This window comes from Chitinophaga sedimenti (genome assembly GCF_023156195.1).
GTDB classification, from domain to species: Bacteria; Bacteroidota; Bacteroidia; order Chitinophagales; family Chitinophagaceae; genus Chitinophaga; species Chitinophaga sedimenti.
Genome location: NZ_JAKUKA010000001.1, coordinates 4,896,459 through 4,914,857 on the forward strand (window position 1 = coordinate 4,896,459; position 18,399 = coordinate 4,914,857).

Consider the following 18,399-nt stretch of genomic DNA (forward strand, 5'->3'; position numbering starts at 1 on the left):
AGAGAACTCTTACCGCTGTTGGGATTGCCAACGAGCGCAATGTTTATTGGAACCTGCATCCTTTATCTTACCTCAGCGTTTAATAGAAAGTGCAAAACTAAGCATTAATCGGGGAGGCGGTTGCTCATATCGGGAAAAAACCAGCAATTCCAGGGTCAAAATCATCCTTTTATGATCATTTTAACGTATAAAAATGGAAAAACCGCGGTGGATACCGCGGTTTTCAGATTGCTTCGAAACTAAACTTATTGTGACAAATTATTGCGCTTATTAACGGTACATCCGGAAAAGGAAGGAGGCGGTTTCAACGGCCACCATCGCGCCCTTGCTGTACTTGTTGCCTTCGTCGCTGTTATCCACCGGGGTAATTGCGGCAGTAGGCTTGCTGGTATCCGACGGTTTGTAGCGGTAACGATTATCGTTCTGCTGTTTCGCCGGCACTATTACGGTATCCATCCGCTCGCGGTATTCTTTTTCCACCTTTTCGCGGATCTCCTTCTCCCGTTCCTCTCTTCTGCGATTTTCGCGCTGCCGGCGGGGATTGTCGAGGCCGTCAGTTTCCATACGCAGTTCCACCCTGTCTTGTTCGTCAAAGTCGTCCCAATCCAGCCTTTCTTCATTTCTCCAACCGTAACGGTCAAAGTTAAATGCGCGGTAGGCTTCTTTTTCTACGGTCAGACTTTTACCCACCGGCACTGGATGATCAGTACTACTTCCTGATTGCGGTACGATGCATTTTTCGCAAGGGCAAAGCCGTTGGGAATGATCAATACCGAATCCTGTTGTTCTGGCACAAAACGCAGCAGGCTGATGTACCGTTTCGCGTCGGCCACGTTGCGGCCGCGTGATTTCTTTACGATAAACACCTGGAAATCATTGTTGCTGCTTTCTTCTATCCTGATATGCACGTCATTAACAATAGTGGTATCGTCCAGTACGCGAAGATCATGTCCGAAGAACCAATGCCTGTCTGTACCCAGCATATCTTCCTGCGCTCTTAATATCAGCTTGCCATTAGAGGGCTGGCGGATGTAAAACGTTTCCCGCGGATTTTTCCATTCGGCATTAAAATCCTTGAACACAGAGGCAAGAAGCCAGATGCCGAATACGATACCCAACAGCCACAGGAAACCTAGGCTCATACCGGCGTATTTATTGGGCTGTCCAACGCCGCTGGTTTTGCGCAGCAGGTAGATAACGATGGATACGATAGGCACACCGAACAGCAGCACAATGGTGGGCCAGAAGAGGAAGGATTGTGCGCCTTCAGCCAGAAATATATCTTTTACGGAAAGGGCCTCAGAAAAGAATGTTACACCAATGAGGGCAGCGATCATGCTTAACAGCACCACTACCGCAACAAACATGAACAAACCTTTTGTTAAAAACACCAGCACATTACGCAATCCGATAACAAAACCGTTAATAGCATTACCGGCCTCCTTACCAAACTGTTTTCCTCGGCCCTGAGAAAAATTTTTGAAATCATCTCCCATGCTCCCCACACGTTGTTTGAACGCGTTCATTTCCTCCTGCACTGCATTTTTTATATTATTGACGTCTACCCGCTCGCCGCGCATTTCCAGCTTTTCAGCGGCGGTAAAGGCCTCCGGGGTAGCAATCCATATTATAAAGTACACCACGATGCCGGTACCGAAGCCGCCAATCGCCAGCAGGGCGAAGATGATACGGAACACCAGCGGATCTATATTGAAATACGCGCCCAGGCCACCGCACACACCACCGAGGATCTTAGCTTCCGGGTCGCGGTAAAAACGTTTGCGGGGACGTGTATAATAGTAGGGGTCAGCGCCGGGTTGTGATTGATTGCCTGTTTCTGCACTGGCGCCGGTTTTAGCGTCCTGGTCAAACTGCTCGGGCGTTCCCATGGAGGTTTTCACCTCCTGCACATCTGCATCTGTAATGCAATGCGCGCCTTTACGCAACTTGTCCTGGAAAATTTCCGCTATACGGCTTTCAATATCACTTACAATCTCATCGGCGCCATCCTCCTGCGAAAAATATCGCTTCAGGCTGTCGAGATACTGTCGCAGTATCTCATAAGCACTGTCCTCTATGGGTATCAGGCGGGAGGAGAGGTTTATGTTGATGATCTTTTTCATTTCGAAAGGAGATTTAGGTTTTAGGTCTTGTATCTTTTATTCGGATGGAGGATTTTTTGTTAACTGGTGAACGGCGTTAGCCAGTTCATTCCATGTACTTTCAAGGTCTTTGTAAAAAGCTTCTCCTTTATCTGTCATGGAAAAGTATTTGCGGGGCGGACCGGAGCTGCTTTCTACCCAGCGGTAGGTGAGAAACTCCGCGTTCTTGAGCCTGGTGAGCAATGGGTATAAGGTCCCTTCAAGAATATCCAGCTTCGCCTCTTTCATCTTTTCTATAATGTCTGAAGGATAAGCCTCGCCTTGCTTGATGATAGAGAGGATGCAGAATTCCAGCACCCCTTTCCTCATCTGCGATTGTGTGTTATCAATATTCATGGCAAGTGAGCTTTGGTCTTTTTCGTCAATTTTCCCCGTTTTGTTTTACGGTTATGATCAACTTGACAATACAAAAATAGGACTTTTTAGTACTGTGCAATACCGAATACCATATAAAGCAAAATAATTGGCTAAGGATATTACCATTATTAAACCTAAAACCCTCGTCTGTATTCATTTTCCAAAGAAAAATCTATTTTTTCCGGTATTTTGGAAAAGTGACGAACGGTAATTTTGGCGGGACGAACAACCGTTCCTGGGAATAAGTTGTGGATAAGCTCGTCTGCTTTTTGTAAATAGTTATCCATTTAACATTTTTTTTTTTCATGGTTTTTGTTTGATTATAGCCAGAGCATTTTATTTTTGCTGTAGATGGTAAAAAGTTATTGAGCATATTGCTTCTCAGCCTGATGTGTATTCAGGTACTTCCGATCAAGGAAGTAGGCAAGCTTTTATTCAATAACCAGATTGTAGAAGAGCATGTGGACAGCTCCGCTGAAAACGGTTGCAACCAGAAGTGCGGCTTCAAACAACTGAAAGACTTTTACGGTAGAAACTTTGAGCTGAGCGAGCAGTTCGAGCATGCGCTGATCGTCAGCATCACGCATTACCAGCTGTTCGAAAACATTTCCAGCGGCCCTATCAAAGAGATACATACCCCCCTCCGAACAATTCCTCTATAGTATAACTCAACTTGCACCGCGCCTGGTGCATATTTTTACCTTTTCACACACGCTTTAATTTCAAACTGGCAGACGCTTCTCCACGTCCTGAAATGGGCCCCGGCAACTGTATTTTTGTGCACAGTTTCCGGCAACCGTTGGTAGGGGAGTGGGTGCAATAACGTCTGAGCAAATCTCGAAAACCATGAACAAGACATCGCCCTTTTCAAATGTAAAAGGAGACCTGTCCTCAGGACTCGTCGTATTCCTAATTGCGGTCCCGCTATGCCTCGGTATTGCACTGGCCTCCGGAGCACCGCTCTTTTCCGGCATGATAGCCGGTATTGTCGGCGGCATTGTAGTCGGCAGCCTCAGCGGCTCTAACCTCAGCGTTTCTGGTCCCGCAGCAGGTCTTACTACCATCGTACTCGCCGCCATCGGCACACTCGGTTCGTTCGACGTGTTCCTGATGGCCGTAGTACTTGCCGGCGCTATGCAGTTACTGCTGGGCATCTTACGCGCAGGCTCCATCGCCAGCTACTTTCCCTCGAATGTAATTACAGGTATGCTTACCGCGATTGGTATCACCATCGTGCTAAAGCAAATTCCGCACGCACTGGGTTACGATAAAAATGCAGAAGTAGACGAAGGATATACTGTACAGGCACTGATCGATATGGTTGGCAACATTCATCCCGGGGCTGTGATCATAACGCTTATTTCCATTGCCATCCTGCTTTACTGGAATAAAATTCCGGTGGTAAAAGTAGTTCCGGCCGCCCTGGTGGCCGTATTGGTAGGTATTGGCATGAACGCCATTTTCCTGTCCACCGGTTCATCTCTGGGCATTGTTGCGCAGGAGCACCTGGTATCTTTGCCGGTAGCGACTGACTTTAACGGCTTCCCGGGACTTTTCACCCTGCCTGACTTTAGCAGCATATTCAGCTCCAAGGTGATCATCTCGGCAGCAACGATCGCCGCCGTAGCGTCGATCGAAACATTGCTGAACGTAGAAGCAACCGACAAACTGGATCCGCAGAAAAGACATTCTCCTCCCAACAGGGAATTAATGGCGCAGGGTATTGGTAACATGGTTAGTGGTATGATTGGCGGTTTGCCGATTACTTCGGTAATTGTTCGTTCCTCCGCAAATATTAACGCAGGCGGCCGCACCAAACTCGCAACCGTTACCCACGGTATTTTGTTATTGGTATGTGCTACTTTCATTCCTTTTATTCTTAACCTGATTCCGCTTGCTACTTTGGCGGCCGTATTGCTGGTAACCGGTTACAAACTTTGTAAAATATCCGTGTTCAAGCAGATGTTTGCCCGGGGCAAGTACCAATGGGTACCATTTGTGGTAACTGTTGCTGCGATTATTACGACCAACCTGCTGGTAGGTGTTGCCATCGGCCTGGCCGTGAGCATACTGTCAATTTTACGTGGCAATCTGAAAAGCCCTTACTTTTTCCACAAGGAAAAATACCGTACGGGCGATTTTATTAAACTGGAACTGGCACAGGAAGTATCTTTCCTCAATAAAGCCAATATTCTGCTGACCCTGGACCACATGCCGGCTAACAGCACCATAGAAATTGACGCCAGCAAAACCGTTTATATCGATCAGGACGTACTTGATATTATCAGGGAATTTTCGCAGATCAAAGCGCCGCAAAATAAGATCAAAGTAATTTTGAAGGGATTTAAGGACGCGTACAAAATTTCCAACACTGATCACCTGTTTATGGATAAGCCGGCTTCAGAAAAGCCAGTTAGCGTCATCAGCAATGGTACACATACAGAACTACTTAAAGAATTACAGTATAACTAAACATAAAAAGAACAATAAAATGAGGACACATAATAAAGTATCTCAGTCAAGCCTGACTCCTGCCACCACTTTACAGTTTCTGAAAGAAGGCAACCAACGTTTCGTAAGCAACCTGCGCATCAACCGCAACCTGCTGCAACAGGTGAATGATACCCGCGACGGCCAGTGGCCTGCAGCGGCAATCGTAAGCTGTATGGATAGCCGAACTTCTGCAGAATTGATTTTCGACCAGGGTCTGGGCGATATTTTCAGCATCCGTTTGGCTGGCAACGTAATTTCCGATAACGTACTGGGCAGCCTGGAATATGCTACTAAGGTGGCTGGCTCCAAATTCATCGTGGTACTTGGCCACACGAAATGCGGTGCGATCAAAGGCGCATGCGACGGTGTGGAAATGGGGAACCTCACCGGACTGCTGAACAAAATCCGTCCGGCAATTTTCCAGGAGCAAACCATTAAAACCGACCGTACTTCGAATAACCCGGCTTTCGTGGATGCGGTTACCCATATTCACGTTGAGCGTTCGGTGCAGGCGATCATGGAACAAAGTGCTATCCTTTACGATATGATCCAGAAAGGTGAGATCGGCATCATCGGCGCTATGTACGATGTAGAAACAGGCGAAGTGTCCCGGATGGACGAAACACTTTGCTGCGGCGCCACTCAGATGGTGTCAGTTGCTGAAGTAACCAATGCTTAATTTATCGAGTGAAAAGGGCGATAAAAACAAACGGCGGAACAAATGTTCCGCCGTTTTGCTTTCGGGAATATCGGTTGTTACAGATATTTGTCGCCTTTGTGCCTTTTAACTTCGGCCACGTACTCCTTGATCTGTTGTTCATTTTCTTTTTTGCACACCAGCAATACATCCGCCGTGTCGATTACAATATAATCGTCGAGGCCCTGCAGCAACACAAGTTTGTCGTGAGGTGCTTTAACCATACAATTAGCAGCGTCTACCAGCATTACATTTTTACCCTGCACGGCATTACCGGCTTCGTCCTTATCCAGGTTTTCGTAAGCGGAGGCCCAGGTACCCAGGTCGCTCCAGCCAAAGTTGGAAGGAATAACATACACGTTATCAGCCTTTTCCATAATACCGTAGTCGATGGAAATATTGGTGCACTGTGAGTAAATACGTTCTATCATATCCACTTCTCCCGGTGTGTTCAGCACGTCCAGCTCATTAGTAAACATTTCATCCATTTCGGGGAGATGCGATTTAAAGGCGGCGAGGATGCTTTTCACATTCCATACAAAAATGCCGGCGTTCCAAAGGAAATCCCCACTTTTCAGGAAAGTCTTGGCCAGTTCCAGGTTCGGCTTTTCCGTAAAGGTTTTCACTTTGTAAACGTTATCGGCCACCTGTTCGGTTTCAAACTGGATATACCCGTAGCCGGTGTCGGGGCGGGTAGGTTTAATGCCCAGGGTTACCAGCGCGCTGTGCTTCTGAACAAACTGCAGCGCATTCAGGCAGGTGCTGGTAAACGAAATCGGGTCTAATATCAAGTGATCGGCAGGCGCACAGATAATGTTCGCTTTCGGATCTTTCTTGTTGATTTTGTGAGAGATATAGTCTACACATGGCGCGGTGTTTTTACGCGAAGGCTCCCCTACGATATTCTCTTTAGGCAGCTGCGGCAACTGTTCGGCGACAGTGTCCATATAGTGATTATGGGTAACTACATAAATATTCGCGGGGGAATGAACTGGACAAATCGTTCATACGTCCACTGCAATAAGGTTTTTCCGGTATTTAGCATGTCCGGGAACTGCTTGGGGTAATCGGTGCGGCTATAAGGCCAGAAACGGCTACCGATACCTCCGGCCATAATGGCCACGTAGAAATGGTTATTCAAGGGTGTCATCTCTTTTAAATAATTCCTTCTCTGATTAAATCATGTAAATGTATAATTCCTGCATAATGGTCACCTCTCATGGCCAACAGCTGTGTTATGTCGTATTGACGCATCATTTCTAACGCATTCACCGCTAATTCTTCTTCCTGGATTGCCTTTGGGTTTACGGACATAATGTCTTTAGCTGTAATTCCCTGGGGGTCAATGTTTTTCTCCAGCATCCGGCGTAAGTCGCCATCGGTAATAATACCCATGAGCTGGCCCGCATCATCTAATACCGCGGTAACGCCGAGCATTTTAGAGGAAATTTCCACAATTATTTCCCGCAAAGAGCTGTTCAACTTCACTTTGGGCGCCTCATGCAATTTACGGAGATCTTCCACCTTCAGGTAAAGTCTTTTACCAAGGGTGCCTCCCGGATGAAATTTGGCGAAATCCGCAGCGGTAAATCCTTTTAATTCTATCAGGCAAACCGCCAGTGCATCGCCCATAACCAGTTGTGCCGTTGTGCTCGACGTAGGGGCAAGATTATTGGGACAAGCTTCTTGCTCGACGCTCGTATTCAGCACAAATTGTGCCGAGCGCGCTAAAAAAGAATCTTTCTTGCCTACCATGGCCACCAGCGTGTTGCCAAAGTTTTTAACCAAAGGCACCAGCACCTTTATTTCGGGCGACTCTCCACTTTTGCTGATACACAATACAATATCGTTTTCACGAACCATGCCCAGGTCGCCGTGAATGGCGTCTGCGGCGTGCATGAATATAGCGGGCGTTCCGGTAGAGTTAAGGGTGGCAACTATTTTTTGGGCAATGGCCGCACTTTTACCGATTCCAGTAATTACAACCCGGCCCTCACACTGGGCAATCAACTCTACGGTGCGCTCAAAGTCATCGTCGATGTATTGCTCCAGGCTGCGGATGGCGGCCGCTTCCAGTCCTATCGTCCTTGTGGCCGTTTCTCTGATATTAACGGATGTCTGTTGTTTCATACGGCAGCTGCAAAAATAACCAATTTTAACGACGGTCACTCGTGATTAAATTTCTTGACTAAAAGGTGTTTTTAAGTAATTTCGTGTCCCCAAAAACACATTCGAACTTTTTTCCATCTGTTAGTTCTGAATTGAATAGAGTCGCGTTTTATTTTTTAAAACATCATGGTAATGGCTGTTGCAAAGGTAAGTTTGTTGGATGCATTACACGAACATTTCGGTTTTGATTCCTTCAAGGGGAACCAGGAAAAGATTATAAATAGCATCCTTTCAGGTAAAGATACATTCGTTATAATGCCCACGGGTGGCGGTAAATCGTTGTGCTATCAACTGCCGGCGCTAATGCTGCCCGGTGTGGCACTGATCGTTTCGCCGCTAATTGCGCTGATGAAAAACCAGGTAGACCTGGTGCGTTCGTACAGCAGTAAGGACAATGTGGCGCACTTCCTGAACTCCACATTAACAAAGGCTCAGATCAAAAAGGTAAGATCTGACCTCACTTCCGGCAAAACGAAACTTCTTTACGTTGCTCCGGAAACGCTGACGAAGCAGGAAAACCTGGATTTTTTCCGGGAGCTCCAGATTTCATTTATCGCGGTGGACGAGGCTCACTGTATCTCAGAATGGGGGCACGACTTCCGCCCGGAATACCGCCGGCTGAAGGAAATGATTGACATGATCAGCGATGAGTTGCCGATCATTGCCCTCACGGCTACGGCTACGCCCAAGGTACAGAGCGACATTGTAAAAAACCTGGTGCTCCGCAGTCCCGAAATCTTTATTTCGTCCTTTAACCGGCCCAACCTGTATTACGAAATCCGGCCGAAACGTAAAAAGGACCAAACGATTAAGGACATCGTTAAGTTTATCCATTCCCACAAAGGCAAAAGCGGTATTATTTATACGCTGAACCGCAAAACAACGGAAGAACTGGCCGACATGCTGGTAGCCAACGGTATTAAAGCCGTAGCCTATCACGCCGGCCTGGATGCAGGTACCCGAGCTTCCCGCCAGGACATGTTCCTGCTTGAGGAAGTAGAGGTGATTGTGGCCACCATCGCTTTTGGTATGGGTATCGATAAACCGGACGTGCGGTTTGTAATCCATTACAACATCCCGAAAAGCCTGGAAAATTATTACCAGGAAACCGGCCGCGCCGGCCGCGACGGGCTTGAGGGTATTTGTGTCTGCTTCTACTCTCATAAAGATGTGCAAAAACTGGAGCACCTGATGCGCGATAAGCCGCTGAGCGAACGTGAAATGGGCGCCCAGCTGATTAACGAAACTGTGGCCTACGCCGAAAGCTCCGTTTGTCGCCGTAAGGTAATCCTGCATTACTTTGGCGAAAATCTCGAAAAAGACAATTGTGGTAACTGCGATAACTGCCGCAACCCGAAAGAGAAAATCGAAGTGAAAAATCGAGTGGTGATTGCCCTTAAAGCGATCCAGTCGCTGGAAGAACGCTTTGGTAGCGAGTATGTGGTAAATATCATCACCGGCAAGACCAATCCGCAGATCACGACTTTTAAACACGATAAACTGGACGTGTTCGGCGAAGGGAAAGAATTCGACGAGCATTTCTGGAATTCCCTGCTTCGCCAGATGATGCTGGAAGGCCTGATTGAGAAGGACATAGAAGAATATGGCCTGCTTAAGATCATGGACAAAGGCAAAAATTCCTCAAAAAACCGTACTCCATCATGGTTTCGCTGAACCACCAGTTCGACGAAGAAGGTGGGGATGATGAAGACGAGGTTGCCGGCGAAGCGCAGGCCTCTGCCGATCCCGTGCTGTTCGAAATGTTAAAGGAACTGCGCAAGAAGGTATCGAAAGAAAAGAACCTGCCGCCGTTCGTAATCTTCCTGGAAACATCTTTGGAAGATATGGCAACTATGTACCCGACCACGGTGGCTGAACTGGAAAAAATCCAGGGCGTGAGCAAAGGCAAGGCCATCCGTTACGGAAAACAGTTCTGGACGTGATTTCCAAATACGTGGAGGACAATAACATTACGCGTCCGGACGACTTCGTGATGAAGAGCGTGGTAAACAAAAGCGGTCTTAAAGTGTTCATTATCCAGAACATCGATAAAAAGTACCGCTGGAAACGATTGCCAAAAATAAAGAACTCACATACTCACAGCTGCTCGACGAAATGGAAACCATTGTAGCGAGCGGTACCAAACTGAACCTTGATTATTGCATTGATGAGGAACTGGATGACTACGCCCAGGAAGAGATCATGGAATATTTCAAAGGTTGCGAAACGTCGAGCCTGGCTTTGGCAAAAGAAGAATTATCTGAAGACAACTATACCCTCGAGCAGCTGAAGCTCGTGCGTATTAAGTTTTTGGTAGTATACGGTAACTAAGTTTGTAGGGGGCAGTAATTTGCCCCCATTTTATATTGGTAAGAAATGAGCATCGATCGGTTACAACAAACCATCGCCCCCGCCCGGGAGCAGGTGGTAACACATCCACTTTACAACGCGTTACAATCACCCGCCGACGTAAAGCTTTTCATGGAACATCACATTTTTGCAGTATGGGACTTTATGTCGCTGCTTAAAGCGCTACAACGCGAACTTACCTGTGTCACGTTACCCTGGGTACCCAAAGGTGCGCCCAATACCCGTTATTTGATTAACGAAATTGTTGCTGGGGAAGAAAGTGATGTGGATGAAGATGGAAACCGCTGCAGTCATTTCGAACTATACCTTCGCGCGATGGAACAGGCCGGTGCCAATACGGCTCCCATGTTGAATATACTGGAAGCCATTTCTGCGGGAAAAAAAATAGAGCAAATTTTGGTTGATAGTGAGTTACCGGTTTCTATAAAGGGCTTTCTGGATTTCACGTTCAACGTTATTGCCTCTGGGAAACCGCACGTAATGGCAGCCGTGTTTACCTTTGGCCGCGAAGATCTTATTCCGGATATGTTTCATGAATTGGTAAAGGACCTGAACCATAAATTTCCCGGTACATTAAGTATCTTTACCTACTACCTGGAAAGGCATATCGAAGTGGATGGCGGCCATCATGGCCAACTTGCATTGGAGATGGTAAAAGAACTTTGCGGCGATGACCAAAGCAAATGGGCTGAGGCTACAGCCGCTTCGGTAGCGGCTTTGGAATGGCGCGCCAAATTATGGAGTGGCGTACTGGCAGAAAAAAATAAAATTTCTCTGCCCGATTTTTGGAAGTTTCAAACAATTGCATACCTTTGCAATCCCTTACAACATAAAGGGATACAAATAAAAAGATGGTGCGGTAGCTCAGTTGGTAGAGCAATGGACTGAAAATCCATGTGTCGCCGGTTCGATCCCGGCTCACACCACGAAAAACGAAAGGCTTTGAAGGTAACTTCAGAGCCTTTTTTATTTGTATTCCGTTCCCATTACCTTTGCCCTGTTCAAATTTCCCCACATGCTTAATCTCAGGGTAAACTATCCATCCATTCCGCAGGAAATGCCGGTATTCGAAAATTATGTTTCGCAGTTTTCGGATGCTGACAGGCAACGATTATTAAAAACACCCGCGAGTTTTTATGTCGATGAAAGTAACGCACGCACGCTGATCGATTGGTTAAAAGCAGATTATAACGAAGTCAACCGCGTTTCCCGCATCGCGACCTTACCGAGCGCCAACAGCGCCTTATTTTGTGTTTTGTCGCAGTACGAAGGGCCGCGCGAGGTGGCGATCGAAACAACGACCTTCCCGGGGTTCAGGATGTGTGCGCAACATTTTGGTTACCAGCAAATTCCCGTTGCCTGCGATGAAGAAGGCATGTTGCCGGAAGCCCTCCGCGAATATCTGCAAAGCGGACAAGGACGCCTTATTTATCTGCAACCCACCGTGCATAATCCCACCTGCTTTGTGATGCCGTTGGCGCGCCGTCAACAATTGGCAGCCGTTGTTCGTGCTTTTCCCGGAGTGTATATTTTGGAAGACGATGCCTACCGGTTTTTGCATGACAATCCACCGCCTTCTTTTCTTAGTTTGATGCCCGAGCGGACGATTCATGTATATAGCCTCTCCAAACCGTTTAATCCTTTTTGAAATCGGCTTACATCGTGCATCCAAGAGATATTTTAGGGGGAATGGAAAATATTATCCGCTTAACGACCAGCAGCGGCTGCAGCCTTTTCCAGGATTTTGGGCAATACCTGATGACCAGTGGGGAGCTGGCGCGACTAACACTGGAGAAACAATCCACCGCCAAAGCCTGGTATAAACGTATTGAAGAACTGTTCGCCGGACTGCAGTATAGCTTTTTCCCGGGCAGTTTTCATATTTGGCTATCATTGGGGGATATTAGTTGTTACCCGTTTACGGCTTATCTGCGTACAAAAGGCATCGACGTAATGGATGGCGCCGACTTTTCACCAACGGGCGATCCGCATTGGGTAAGGATTGCCCTGGGATCGGAGTGGCACTCGCCGGAACTCGCACCAGCTTTGGAATTGATTGCAGACACTATACGCCGTGGAAAAGTAGAGTAGGGCAGGTGCTGTAGAAGGGTGCGACGCAACGGAGGTTGATAAGAGATATTAGGACGATAACAAAAATCGTTTAGTCATGAACGTTAAGAACAACGCATCGCTGCTGCGCATGCGGCTGCACGGACAACTGATTTCGCAAACGCCGTTACATAGCGCCGGAGACGTGGTGCACACGATGCTTGCCATACAGGCACAGGATTATGCAGGTGCTAAATGGTCGATCGGACTACGTTTGCCGGGCGCCACCGACGAAACTATTGAAAATGCAATTGCCGAAAAGCAGATTGTTCGCAGCTGGGTGCTGCGAAATACCCTGCATTTCGTATCCCCTAAAGACCTGCGCTGGATGTTAACCCTGTTGAAGGATCGACTGCTGCACGCTGCCACGCAAAATGCTGCACGCAACGGGGGCGTCGATGAAAAATGCTACGGCGCGCTAATAACCTTATCGTCAAGGCGCTCGAAGGCGGAAATATTCTTACACGCGAAGAGCTCGCGGATGTGCTGCTTCAGAAAAAATTGCCCGTTACCGAAAACCGCATGAGTTATTACCTGGTACGTGCCGCAGCAGACCAGCTCATCTGTTTTGGCCCCAGGCGCGGCAATGCTTTTACTTTTGCACTGCTCGACGAATGGTTACCACCATCTCCCGCGCTCGACCGCGAAACAGCGCTGGCTACAATGGCCTTTCGTTATCTTAATAGTCGTGCACCCGCCACGATAAAGGATTTTGTATGGTGGTCCGGGTTAACGCTCACCGCTGCGCGTGAGGCGTTTGAATTGGTAAAGGACGATTTTGACACGATAAAAATTAACGAAGAAACCTTCTGGATCCCGATTCAGCCCAAAGCGCCGGCCAAACCAGAACTTTATTTACTGCCCGGTTTTGATGAATACATCATGTCATATACCGGTCGCGGACTAATCATAGACCCGAAGCATGCCAAAAAAATTATAGGTGCGGGGAACGGCCTGCTCGCGGCTACGATCGTTTCGAACGGTCAGGTAATCGGCATCTGGAAAAGACTGATCAAAAATAATAAGGTGGTAATTAGCGCCAGCGGCTTCGATAGCTTCACTACAACACAAGAAACCGCCATAGGCAAGGTTGCCCGACGATATGGCAAATTTCTTGCCCTGCCGGTCGAGACGGCTTTTTCTTAAATCAACATGAACTCGTACTTTTGCGGCGTATGTTGTTTTTCTACGTTAAAGCGCTTCACATCATTTTTATCGTGACCTGGTTCGCGGGACTGTTTTATATCGTGCGCCTTTTCGTGTATAATGCGGAAGCGCAGGAAAAACCTGCACCTGAGCGCAGCATTCTGCAGCAGCAGTACAACATTATGATGAAACGCCTGTGGTTCGGCATCACGGCCATCGGCGATACTTACATTGATTTTTGGGCCTTGGATGGCCATTCTGTATGGCAGCCTGCCTAGCTGGCTGCTTATAAAACTGGGATTTGTTCTTCTTCTATATGTGTATTTCTTTTTGCTGCACGGGATTTTCCGCCAGCAACAACGCGGGATTTTCCGTTATAACTCCACACAGTTAAGGGTATGGAACGAAGTAGCCACTGTTTTACTGGTAGCGATCGTTTTCCTGGTGGTGTTAAAAAGCCTTGCGAGCATGGTCTGGGGCCTAACAGGCCTTTTACTGTTCACGGCTTCGCTGATGATCGCCATAAAAATTTATAAAAAGTCAGGGAGAAAATAAGTGGCCAGCTTTACGTGCCGGCCGCTCTTTGCATTTATATAGCTTTACTGAATTGCTGTGGGCGCATTTCTAGGGCCTGCGCCGCCAATACTTTCAGATCAAAAGCGCGGCAAATGTTTCTTATAAAACGTTTACCCGTTTCCGTTACCTTTACTCCAATTGCTGAAACCGTTACCAATCCATCCTCTTCCAATTTCTGCAGAATAGGCAGTGTATATTTCTCATAGCAGGATCGTTGTTCCGCGTGGAAAAATGTTTCTCCCTTACAGGCAATATCCAGGATGTGACGACGAAAAATGTTATCCGTTTCGTTGAGGTAACAACCTTTCGCAGTAGGCAGCAGCCCTTTATCCACATAGTCGTAATAGGTATGTAGCTCCTTATGATTCTGCGCATAACCGGTACCAGAGTCGCTGATGCTCGAAACACCGAGGCCAATCAACATATTCGTACGGGTATGTGTATAACCCATAAAGTTGCGATGCAGTTCACCGTTTTCCCAGGCTTGATACAATTCGTCATGCGGCAGCGCAAAGTGATCCATACCGATATCGGCGTAACCGGCGGCGGTAAATAAACGGCGGCCTATGTTATATAATTCCATTTTTTCTTCAGCAGAGGGAAGATTCGTTTCGTCATAAAGTCGCTGTGAGCAAGATTTCCACGGAACGTGTGCATAACTGTAAAACGCGATGCGGTCTGGTTTTACTTCGAGTACTTTATTCACCGTGGCGTGCATACTTTCGGCTGTCTGAAACGGCAAACCATATACGAGATCTATATTTACAGATGTATAACCATTATCTCTGGCGAGTTTCACGACTTTTTCCACATCACTCCAGGGTTGTATCCGGTTGATAGCTTCCTGAACACGGGCGTCGTTGTCCTGTACACCATAACTTACGCGGGTAAAACCGAGGCTTTTCAACATTTTGAGATGCGCCTCAGTCGTGTTGGAGGGATGTCCTTCGAAGCTGAACGCATGATCTTCCGCGATATCCACATCATTAAAAATCGGTAACAGTATTTCGGCCAGGTGCTCGGGAGAAAAAAAAGTGGGTGTGCCGCCGCCGAGGTGTAATTCTTTCAGCAGGGGTTTTTCAGACATGAGCCCTTTGTAAAGTTCCCATTCCTTTTGCAGTGCAGCCATATATTCAGGCTCTACACTATGGCGCCTCGTAATCTTTTTATTACAACCACAATAAGTGCAAAGCGTTTCACAAAAGGGGAGGTGCATATATAACGCAAGCCCGTCTTCCAGGTTACGATCCTGAAATTGCCGCTGCAGATGATTTTTCCAGGAAGCGCCGGTAATTTCCTGCCAGAAGGGTACAGTTGGATAGCTGGTGTAGCGGGGAACAGGCACGTTGTATTTTCTCAGAAGCTGGTCCATTGTGTATGATTTTGTGACCATACAAAGGTACCATTGTGTGTGGGCAGCGGCGCGATGGACATATCAGCGGGAAGAATGATTTTAATCATCCGCCAATCAGTACTGCGTCAGGTTTATGTGCAGCGTAAAACCAAAGGAAGTGAGTTTTACTTTACCGTGGCCTACGCCGGCGAGCGGCACTTTGGCGTAAGGCGTAATTCCCCACATTATGTGTCTCGCAGCCTGCTGCTGGTAGCCAATACCAAGGTTCAATATAGAAAAGTAGTGCTGGCTGCCGTTGTCGTAGACGTATTTATGCAGGTTGTTATTATTGTAGTACATATTATATTCCTCGCGCAGCATAAAATAGCTGGAACTTCCTACAGTTGCCGCCCAGCTGTGTTTTCCGCTTTCGAACAAGGTTACATTCAGGTTCAGCGGTACATCGAGTACTTTACAATCAGCGTCTACTTTCTTGAAACTATAGGGCGCTTCATAGTCCGCCGGTGTCGCGCCATATGTCTTTTTCGCATAAAAAGCACCGGTGGAAATCGAAAAGCGATTGTTGATAGCATATTGTAATTGCAGTCCCGCCGAGACGCCAAAATTTCCGAGCCTTAAGTGCGGAGCTGCACTATAGTCTGGCCCCACGGCAAAGCCAAGCGCGAAGCCGTGCCGCTGTGAGGGTTTCGGCGTGATAATAATATGTTGTAATTCAGCAGGTTGTGAAGACAGTGAATCTGCTATTTCCGCATCCTTGGCCGTATATACTTGTACGTTGTGAAGCACTATCGGGCTGGCAGCGGGGGACAAAGCGACACCTGCAATGCCCACGCTGTCTACCGGAGTGTTCACTGTTCGTCCAGCGATTGAATTTATATTATCATTAATATCATTAATTGCGGCTGTTGCATTTGCAGAAGGTATGCTAACATTCTTGCTGTAGTGAGCAGTAATCTTTGAATCCGGATCACTTTCTATATTTTTCTTCGGAGGATTACTATTCGCAAATGCTCCCAGGAAGCCATTTAAATTTCCTTTTGGCAAATCAACGGGATGATTACCCCGGTCAGTTTTACCGGTAAGCGATTTATCGTCAGCATTTACTACGACTTCCGTTGCGGACAAAGAATCCACCATCGTCAACTTCAGCGCAGATGACTCATTTGTTTCGTAATTATACCAAACTGCTGTTCCCACAGAAACACCTAACAATAACACCAGTCCGCCCATCCACCATGGAAAACCACCACGGCGTTTAGACGTTGGGGTTATTGCATCAAGCTTCTTCTCCATTTGGGCCCAGGCATCTGGTCAAATGGAAAATCTGCATCCTGCAGTTTCTCCCGGATCTTATGTTCAAAATGATCACTCATTTTTCTACTTTGGCAACCTGCGTTGGCAGGTTATCGTTATTATTTGTATTAAAAGCCGCAGCTCTTTCTACTTTCTCTTTTAAAATTCTTTTCGCTTTAAATAGATTCGATTTAGATGTTCCTTCTGATATTCCTAGCATATCTGCAATTTGCTGATGCTGGAAACCTTCCATTACGTACAGGTTAAATACTGTTCTGTATGCAGGCGGTAATTCCTGCACCAGTTTTATCAGTTCATCCGCTGAAATTTTATCCAGTGCGTCTTCGCCCCCAGACCCAAGATCATATACTTTATTGATGTCTTCTGCAAACAACAATCGCTTCTGCGCACGCAGATGATCGATGGCGGTATTCGCCATAATTCTTGCCAGCCAACTTTTAAAGGGACGGGAGGTGTCGTAAGTGGAGATGTGCATAAAGATTTTCAGAAACCCATCATTCAAAATTTCAACCGCTTCATCCTTATGATTAGCATAGCGCAAACATATAGCCATAGCATACCCGTAGAATTGTCGGTACAATTCTTCCCGGCTACCGCGTTTCCACTGCTTGCAGCCATCAATGATGTTTACTATATCCTGCACAGAATACTGATGCTTTAATTTTTAAACCCGGGGATAATATTTCCGATAAACTTTTTGTTTTTCGTTAAAAATTGAATCAGGTGTCGCGTGAAGCTATCGCCCAACAGATTTTCGGTATTAATTACGAAAAGACAGATTTAAGGGTTGCTTTGGCTCCAAATATTTAACTTAAAATGGCCGGATGCCAAAGAACACGTTTTTTAGCCCGTTTAAGCAAACTTAGGTCATTTCGAATGAATGATATCACTCACTTCCCGATAATTGAAATTTACCCCATCAAAAAAGGACGATTTTTCGAGCGTTTTGACTTTTTTCATAAAAAAAGGAAGGATTTTCGTCCTTCCTTCAAATTTTATGTTTGTTGATTTTTCTAACGTCCCATATAAACCATCAGAATTTGAACGTCGCTCGGGTTCACTCCGGAAATTCGGCTTGCCTGTCCCAAAGTTCTCGGTTTTATCCTGGTAAATTTCTGACGGGCTTCGGCCGATAAAGAAACAAGTTTAGTATAATCGAAAGCGTCTGGAATAATCATGTCTTCGAGCTGACTCATTTTTTGAACCAGTTCATTTTCCTTTTCGATGTATATTTCGTACTTCACCTGAATTTCTGCCTGTTCTAAAGTTTCACGATCGAAACCGTCAAAAGCCTTTTTCATCTTGTCCACTTTTTCGATCATAGAGAAAATATCTAAAGAAGGACGCAACAAAATCTGGTGAGCGCGTAACCTTTGGGTAAGGGGAGCAGATCCTTTTTCTTCCATAAGATGGTTAATATCTTCCGGATCTATGGGCAGTTCCTTCAGGATATTTTTGATTTGCGCTACGCCGCTCTGCTTTTTGTTTACTTTTTCCATTCTTTCTGCAGATGCGAGGCCCATGTCGAAGCTCCTTTTCGTTAGCCTGAGATCCGCATTATCCTGGCGCAACAGTGTACGGAATTCTGCCCGGGAGGTAAACATACGGTAAGGTTCCTCTGTTCCTTTATTGATGAGGTCATCAATCAGCAC

At 46.6% G+C, this 18,399-nt stretch carries 18 protein-coding genes, 1 tRNA gene and 2 pseudogenes; 11 read left to right on the forward strand and 10 right to left on the reverse strand.

The genetic code is table 11. From position 1 onward, the window contains the following. Nucleotides 1–270 precede the first annotated feature (270 nt). From MKQ70_RS28065 to MKQ70_RS28075, 3 genes are read right to left on the reverse strand one after another with little or no spacing between them, the layout of a single operon-like run. Nucleotides 271–690, reverse strand: a complete 420-nt coding sequence (locus tag MKQ70_RS28065; protein ID WP_248076665.1) for a hypothetical protein — start codon at nucleotides 688–690, stop codon at nucleotides 271–273. Beyond that, nucleotides 675–2,123, reverse strand: a complete 1,449-nt coding sequence (locus MKQ70_RS39810; RefSeq protein WP_282456834.1) for a PspC domain-containing protein — start codon at nucleotides 2,121–2,123, stop codon at nucleotides 675–677. The genes MKQ70_RS28065 and MKQ70_RS39810 overlap by 16 nt, the downstream gene beginning before the upstream one ends. Nucleotides 2,124–2,159: 36 nt before the next feature. Next, entirely contained in the window at nucleotides 2,160–2,498 is a 339-nt protein-coding gene (locus tag MKQ70_RS28075; protein WP_248076667.1) for a PadR family transcriptional regulator, read from the reverse strand. A 386-nt stretch (nucleotides 2,499–2,884) separates the two neighbouring features. Between MKQ70_RS28075 and MKQ70_RS28080 the strand changes: the two genes are divergently transcribed. From MKQ70_RS28080 to MKQ70_RS28090, 3 genes are all read left to right on the forward strand, one after another. Further along, nucleotides 2,885–3,181, forward strand: a complete 297-nt coding sequence (locus tag MKQ70_RS28080; RefSeq protein ID WP_248076670.1) for a hypothetical protein — start codon at nucleotides 2,885–2,887, stop codon at nucleotides 3,179–3,181. A gap of 184 nt (nucleotides 3,182–3,365) precedes the next feature. Continuing rightward, nucleotides 3,366–4,991: a SulP family inorganic anion transporter gene (locus MKQ70_RS28085; RefSeq protein ID WP_248076673.1), complete on the forward strand. Its 1,626-nt coding sequence runs from the start codon at nucleotides 3,366–3,368 to the stop codon at nucleotides 4,989–4,991. A 19-nt stretch (nucleotides 4,992–5,010) separates the two neighbouring features. Continuing rightward, entirely contained in the window at nucleotides 5,011–5,691 is a 681-nt protein-coding gene (locus MKQ70_RS28090) for a carbonic anhydrase family protein (RefSeq protein ID WP_248076676.1), read from the forward strand. A 77-nt stretch (nucleotides 5,692–5,768) separates the two neighbouring features. Here the strand turns inward: MKQ70_RS28090 and MKQ70_RS28095 are convergent, their stop codons facing one another. The 3 genes from MKQ70_RS28095 to MKQ70_RS28100 are packed head-to-tail and all read right to left on the reverse strand — an operon-like array spanning nucleotide 5,769 to nucleotide 7,839. Then, nucleotides 5,769–6,656 (reverse strand): mannose-1-phosphate guanylyltransferase, encoded by an 888-nt coding sequence (locus MKQ70_RS28095; protein WP_282456836.1) that lies wholly within the window; start codon nucleotides 6,654–6,656, stop codon nucleotides 5,769–5,771. 17 nt (nucleotides 6,657–6,673) lie between these two features. Beyond that, on the reverse strand, nucleotides 6,674–6,859 hold the full coding sequence (locus MKQ70_RS39815; RefSeq protein WP_308199213.1) for a sugar phosphate nucleotidyltransferase: 186 nt from the start codon (nucleotides 6,857–6,859) through the stop codon (nucleotides 6,674–6,676). A gap of 5 nt (nucleotides 6,860–6,864) precedes the next feature. Continuing rightward, entirely contained in the window at nucleotides 6,865–7,839 is a 975-nt protein-coding gene (locus MKQ70_RS28100; RefSeq protein WP_248076693.1) for a KpsF/GutQ family sugar-phosphate isomerase, read from the reverse strand. Nucleotides 7,840–8,010: 171 nt separating this feature from the next. Between MKQ70_RS28100 and recQ the strand changes: the two are divergent. From recQ to MKQ70_RS28150, 8 genes and pseudogenes are all read left to right on the forward strand, one after another. Further along, nucleotides 8,011–10,209, forward strand: a pseudogene (gene recQ / locus MKQ70_RS28105) (DNA helicase RecQ). A gap of 45 nt (nucleotides 10,210–10,254) precedes the next feature. Continuing rightward, on the forward strand, nucleotides 10,255–11,136 hold the full coding sequence (locus MKQ70_RS28125) for a DUF3050 domain-containing protein (protein ID WP_248076757.1): 882 nt from the start codon (nucleotides 10,255–10,257) through the stop codon (nucleotides 11,134–11,136). Beyond that, nucleotides 11,102–11,174: transfer RNA gene (locus MKQ70_RS28130), tRNA-Phe, on the forward strand. Before MKQ70_RS28125 ends, MKQ70_RS28130 begins: the two co-directional genes overlap by 35 nt. 89 nt (nucleotides 11,175–11,263) lie before the next feature. Further along, nucleotides 11,264–11,896 carry an aminotransferase class I/II-fold pyridoxal phosphate-dependent enzyme gene (locus MKQ70_RS28135; protein WP_248076773.1) on the forward strand — a complete coding sequence of 211 codons (633 nt, stop codon included), beginning with the start codon at nucleotides 11,264–11,266 and terminating at the stop codon, nucleotides 11,894–11,896. Between the two features lie 14 nt (nucleotides 11,897–11,910). Continuing rightward, nucleotides 11,911–12,339 (forward strand): PLP-dependent aminotransferase family protein, encoded by a 429-nt coding sequence (locus MKQ70_RS28140; protein ID WP_248076776.1) that lies wholly within the window; start codon nucleotides 11,911–11,913, stop codon nucleotides 12,337–12,339. A 76-nt stretch (nucleotides 12,340–12,415) separates the two neighbouring features. Then, on the forward strand, nucleotides 12,416–12,883 hold the full coding sequence (locus MKQ70_RS41575; protein WP_308199214.1) for a DNA glycosylase AlkZ-like family protein: 468 nt from the start codon (nucleotides 12,416–12,418) through the stop codon (nucleotides 12,881–12,883). Then, nucleotides 12,814–13,503 carry a winged helix DNA-binding domain-containing protein gene (locus MKQ70_RS28145; protein WP_308199550.1) on the forward strand — a complete coding sequence of 230 codons (690 nt, stop codon included), beginning with the start codon at nucleotides 12,814–12,816 and terminating at the stop codon, nucleotides 13,501–13,503. The genes MKQ70_RS41575 and MKQ70_RS28145 overlap by 70 nt, the downstream gene beginning before the upstream one ends. A 29-nt stretch (nucleotides 13,504–13,532) precedes the next feature. Then, nucleotides 13,533–14,058, forward strand: a pseudogene (locus tag MKQ70_RS28150) (CopD family protein). A 34-nt stretch (nucleotides 14,059–14,092) separates the two neighbouring features. Here the strand turns inward: MKQ70_RS28150 and hemN are convergent. The 4 genes from hemN to MKQ70_RS28170 all read right to left on the reverse strand — a co-directional run bounded on the left by hemN (nucleotide 14,093) and on the right by MKQ70_RS28170 (nucleotide 18,399). Then, nucleotides 14,093–15,451: an oxygen-independent coproporphyrinogen III oxidase gene (hemN, locus tag MKQ70_RS28155; RefSeq protein WP_248076784.1), complete on the reverse strand. Its 1,359-nt coding sequence runs from the start codon at nucleotides 15,449–15,451 to the stop codon at nucleotides 14,093–14,095. A gap of 96 nt (nucleotides 15,452–15,547) precedes the next feature. Continuing rightward, complete coding sequence (locus MKQ70_RS28160; RefSeq protein WP_248076786.1) at nucleotides 15,548–16,726, reverse strand: hypothetical protein; 1,179 nt, start codon at nucleotides 16,724–16,726, stop codon at nucleotides 15,548–15,550. A 76-nt stretch (nucleotides 16,727–16,802) separates the two neighbouring features. Further along, the gene (locus MKQ70_RS28165) at nucleotides 16,803–17,390 is read right to left on the reverse strand and encodes an RNA polymerase sigma factor (protein ID WP_248076788.1); all 588 of its coding nucleotides are present in this window, start codon (nucleotides 17,388–17,390) and stop codon (nucleotides 16,803–16,805) included. A 370-nt stretch (nucleotides 17,391–17,760) separates the two neighbouring features. Further along, nucleotides 17,761–18,399: a tRNA modifying enzyme MnmG family protein gene (locus MKQ70_RS28170; RefSeq protein ID WP_248076796.1), complete on the reverse strand. Its 639-nt coding sequence runs from the start codon at nucleotides 18,397–18,399 to the stop codon at nucleotides 17,761–17,763.

Coding starts and splice junctions, on each gene's coding strand:
- MKQ70_RS41575 (WP_308199214.1), top strand. CDS start 12,416: ATGAACGTTAAGAACAACGCATCGCTGCTGCGCATGCGGCTGCACGGA.
- hemN (WP_248076784.1), bottom strand. CDS start 15,451: ATGGACCAGCTTCTGAGAAAATACAACGTGCCTGTTCCCCGCTACACC.
- MKQ70_RS28125 (WP_248076757.1), top strand. CDS start 10,255: ATGAGCATCGATCGGTTACAACAAACCATCGCCCCCGCCCGGGAGCAG.
- MKQ70_RS39810 (WP_282456834.1), bottom strand. CDS start 2,123: ATGAAAAAGATCATCAACATAAACCTCTCCTCCCGCCTGATACCCATA.
- MKQ70_RS28075 (WP_248076667.1), bottom strand. CDS start 2,498: ATGAATATTGATAACACACAATCGCAGATGAGGAAAGGGGTGCTGGAA.
- MKQ70_RS28090 (WP_248076676.1), top strand. CDS start 5,011: ATGAGGACACATAATAAAGTATCTCAGTCAAGCCTGACTCCTGCCACC.
- MKQ70_RS28160 (WP_248076786.1), bottom strand. CDS start 16,726: ATGGAGAAGAAGCTTGATGCAATAACCCCAACGTCTAAACGCCGTGGT.
- MKQ70_RS28135 (WP_248076773.1), top strand. CDS start 11,264: ATGCTTAATCTCAGGGTAAACTATCCATCCATTCCGCAGGAAATGCCG.
- MKQ70_RS28100 (WP_248076693.1), bottom strand. CDS start 7,839: ATGAAACAACAGACATCCGTTAATATCAGAGAAACGGCCACAAGGACG.
- MKQ70_RS28095 (WP_282456836.1), bottom strand. CDS start 6,656: ATGGACACTGTCGCCGAACAGTTGCCGCAGCTGCCTAAAGAGAATATC.
- MKQ70_RS28085 (WP_248076673.1), top strand. CDS start 3,366: ATGAACAAGACATCGCCCTTTTCAAATGTAAAAGGAGACCTGTCCTCA.
- MKQ70_RS39815 (WP_308199213.1), bottom strand. CDS start 6,859: ATGACACCCTTGAATAACCATTTCTACGTGGCCATTATGGCCGGAGGT.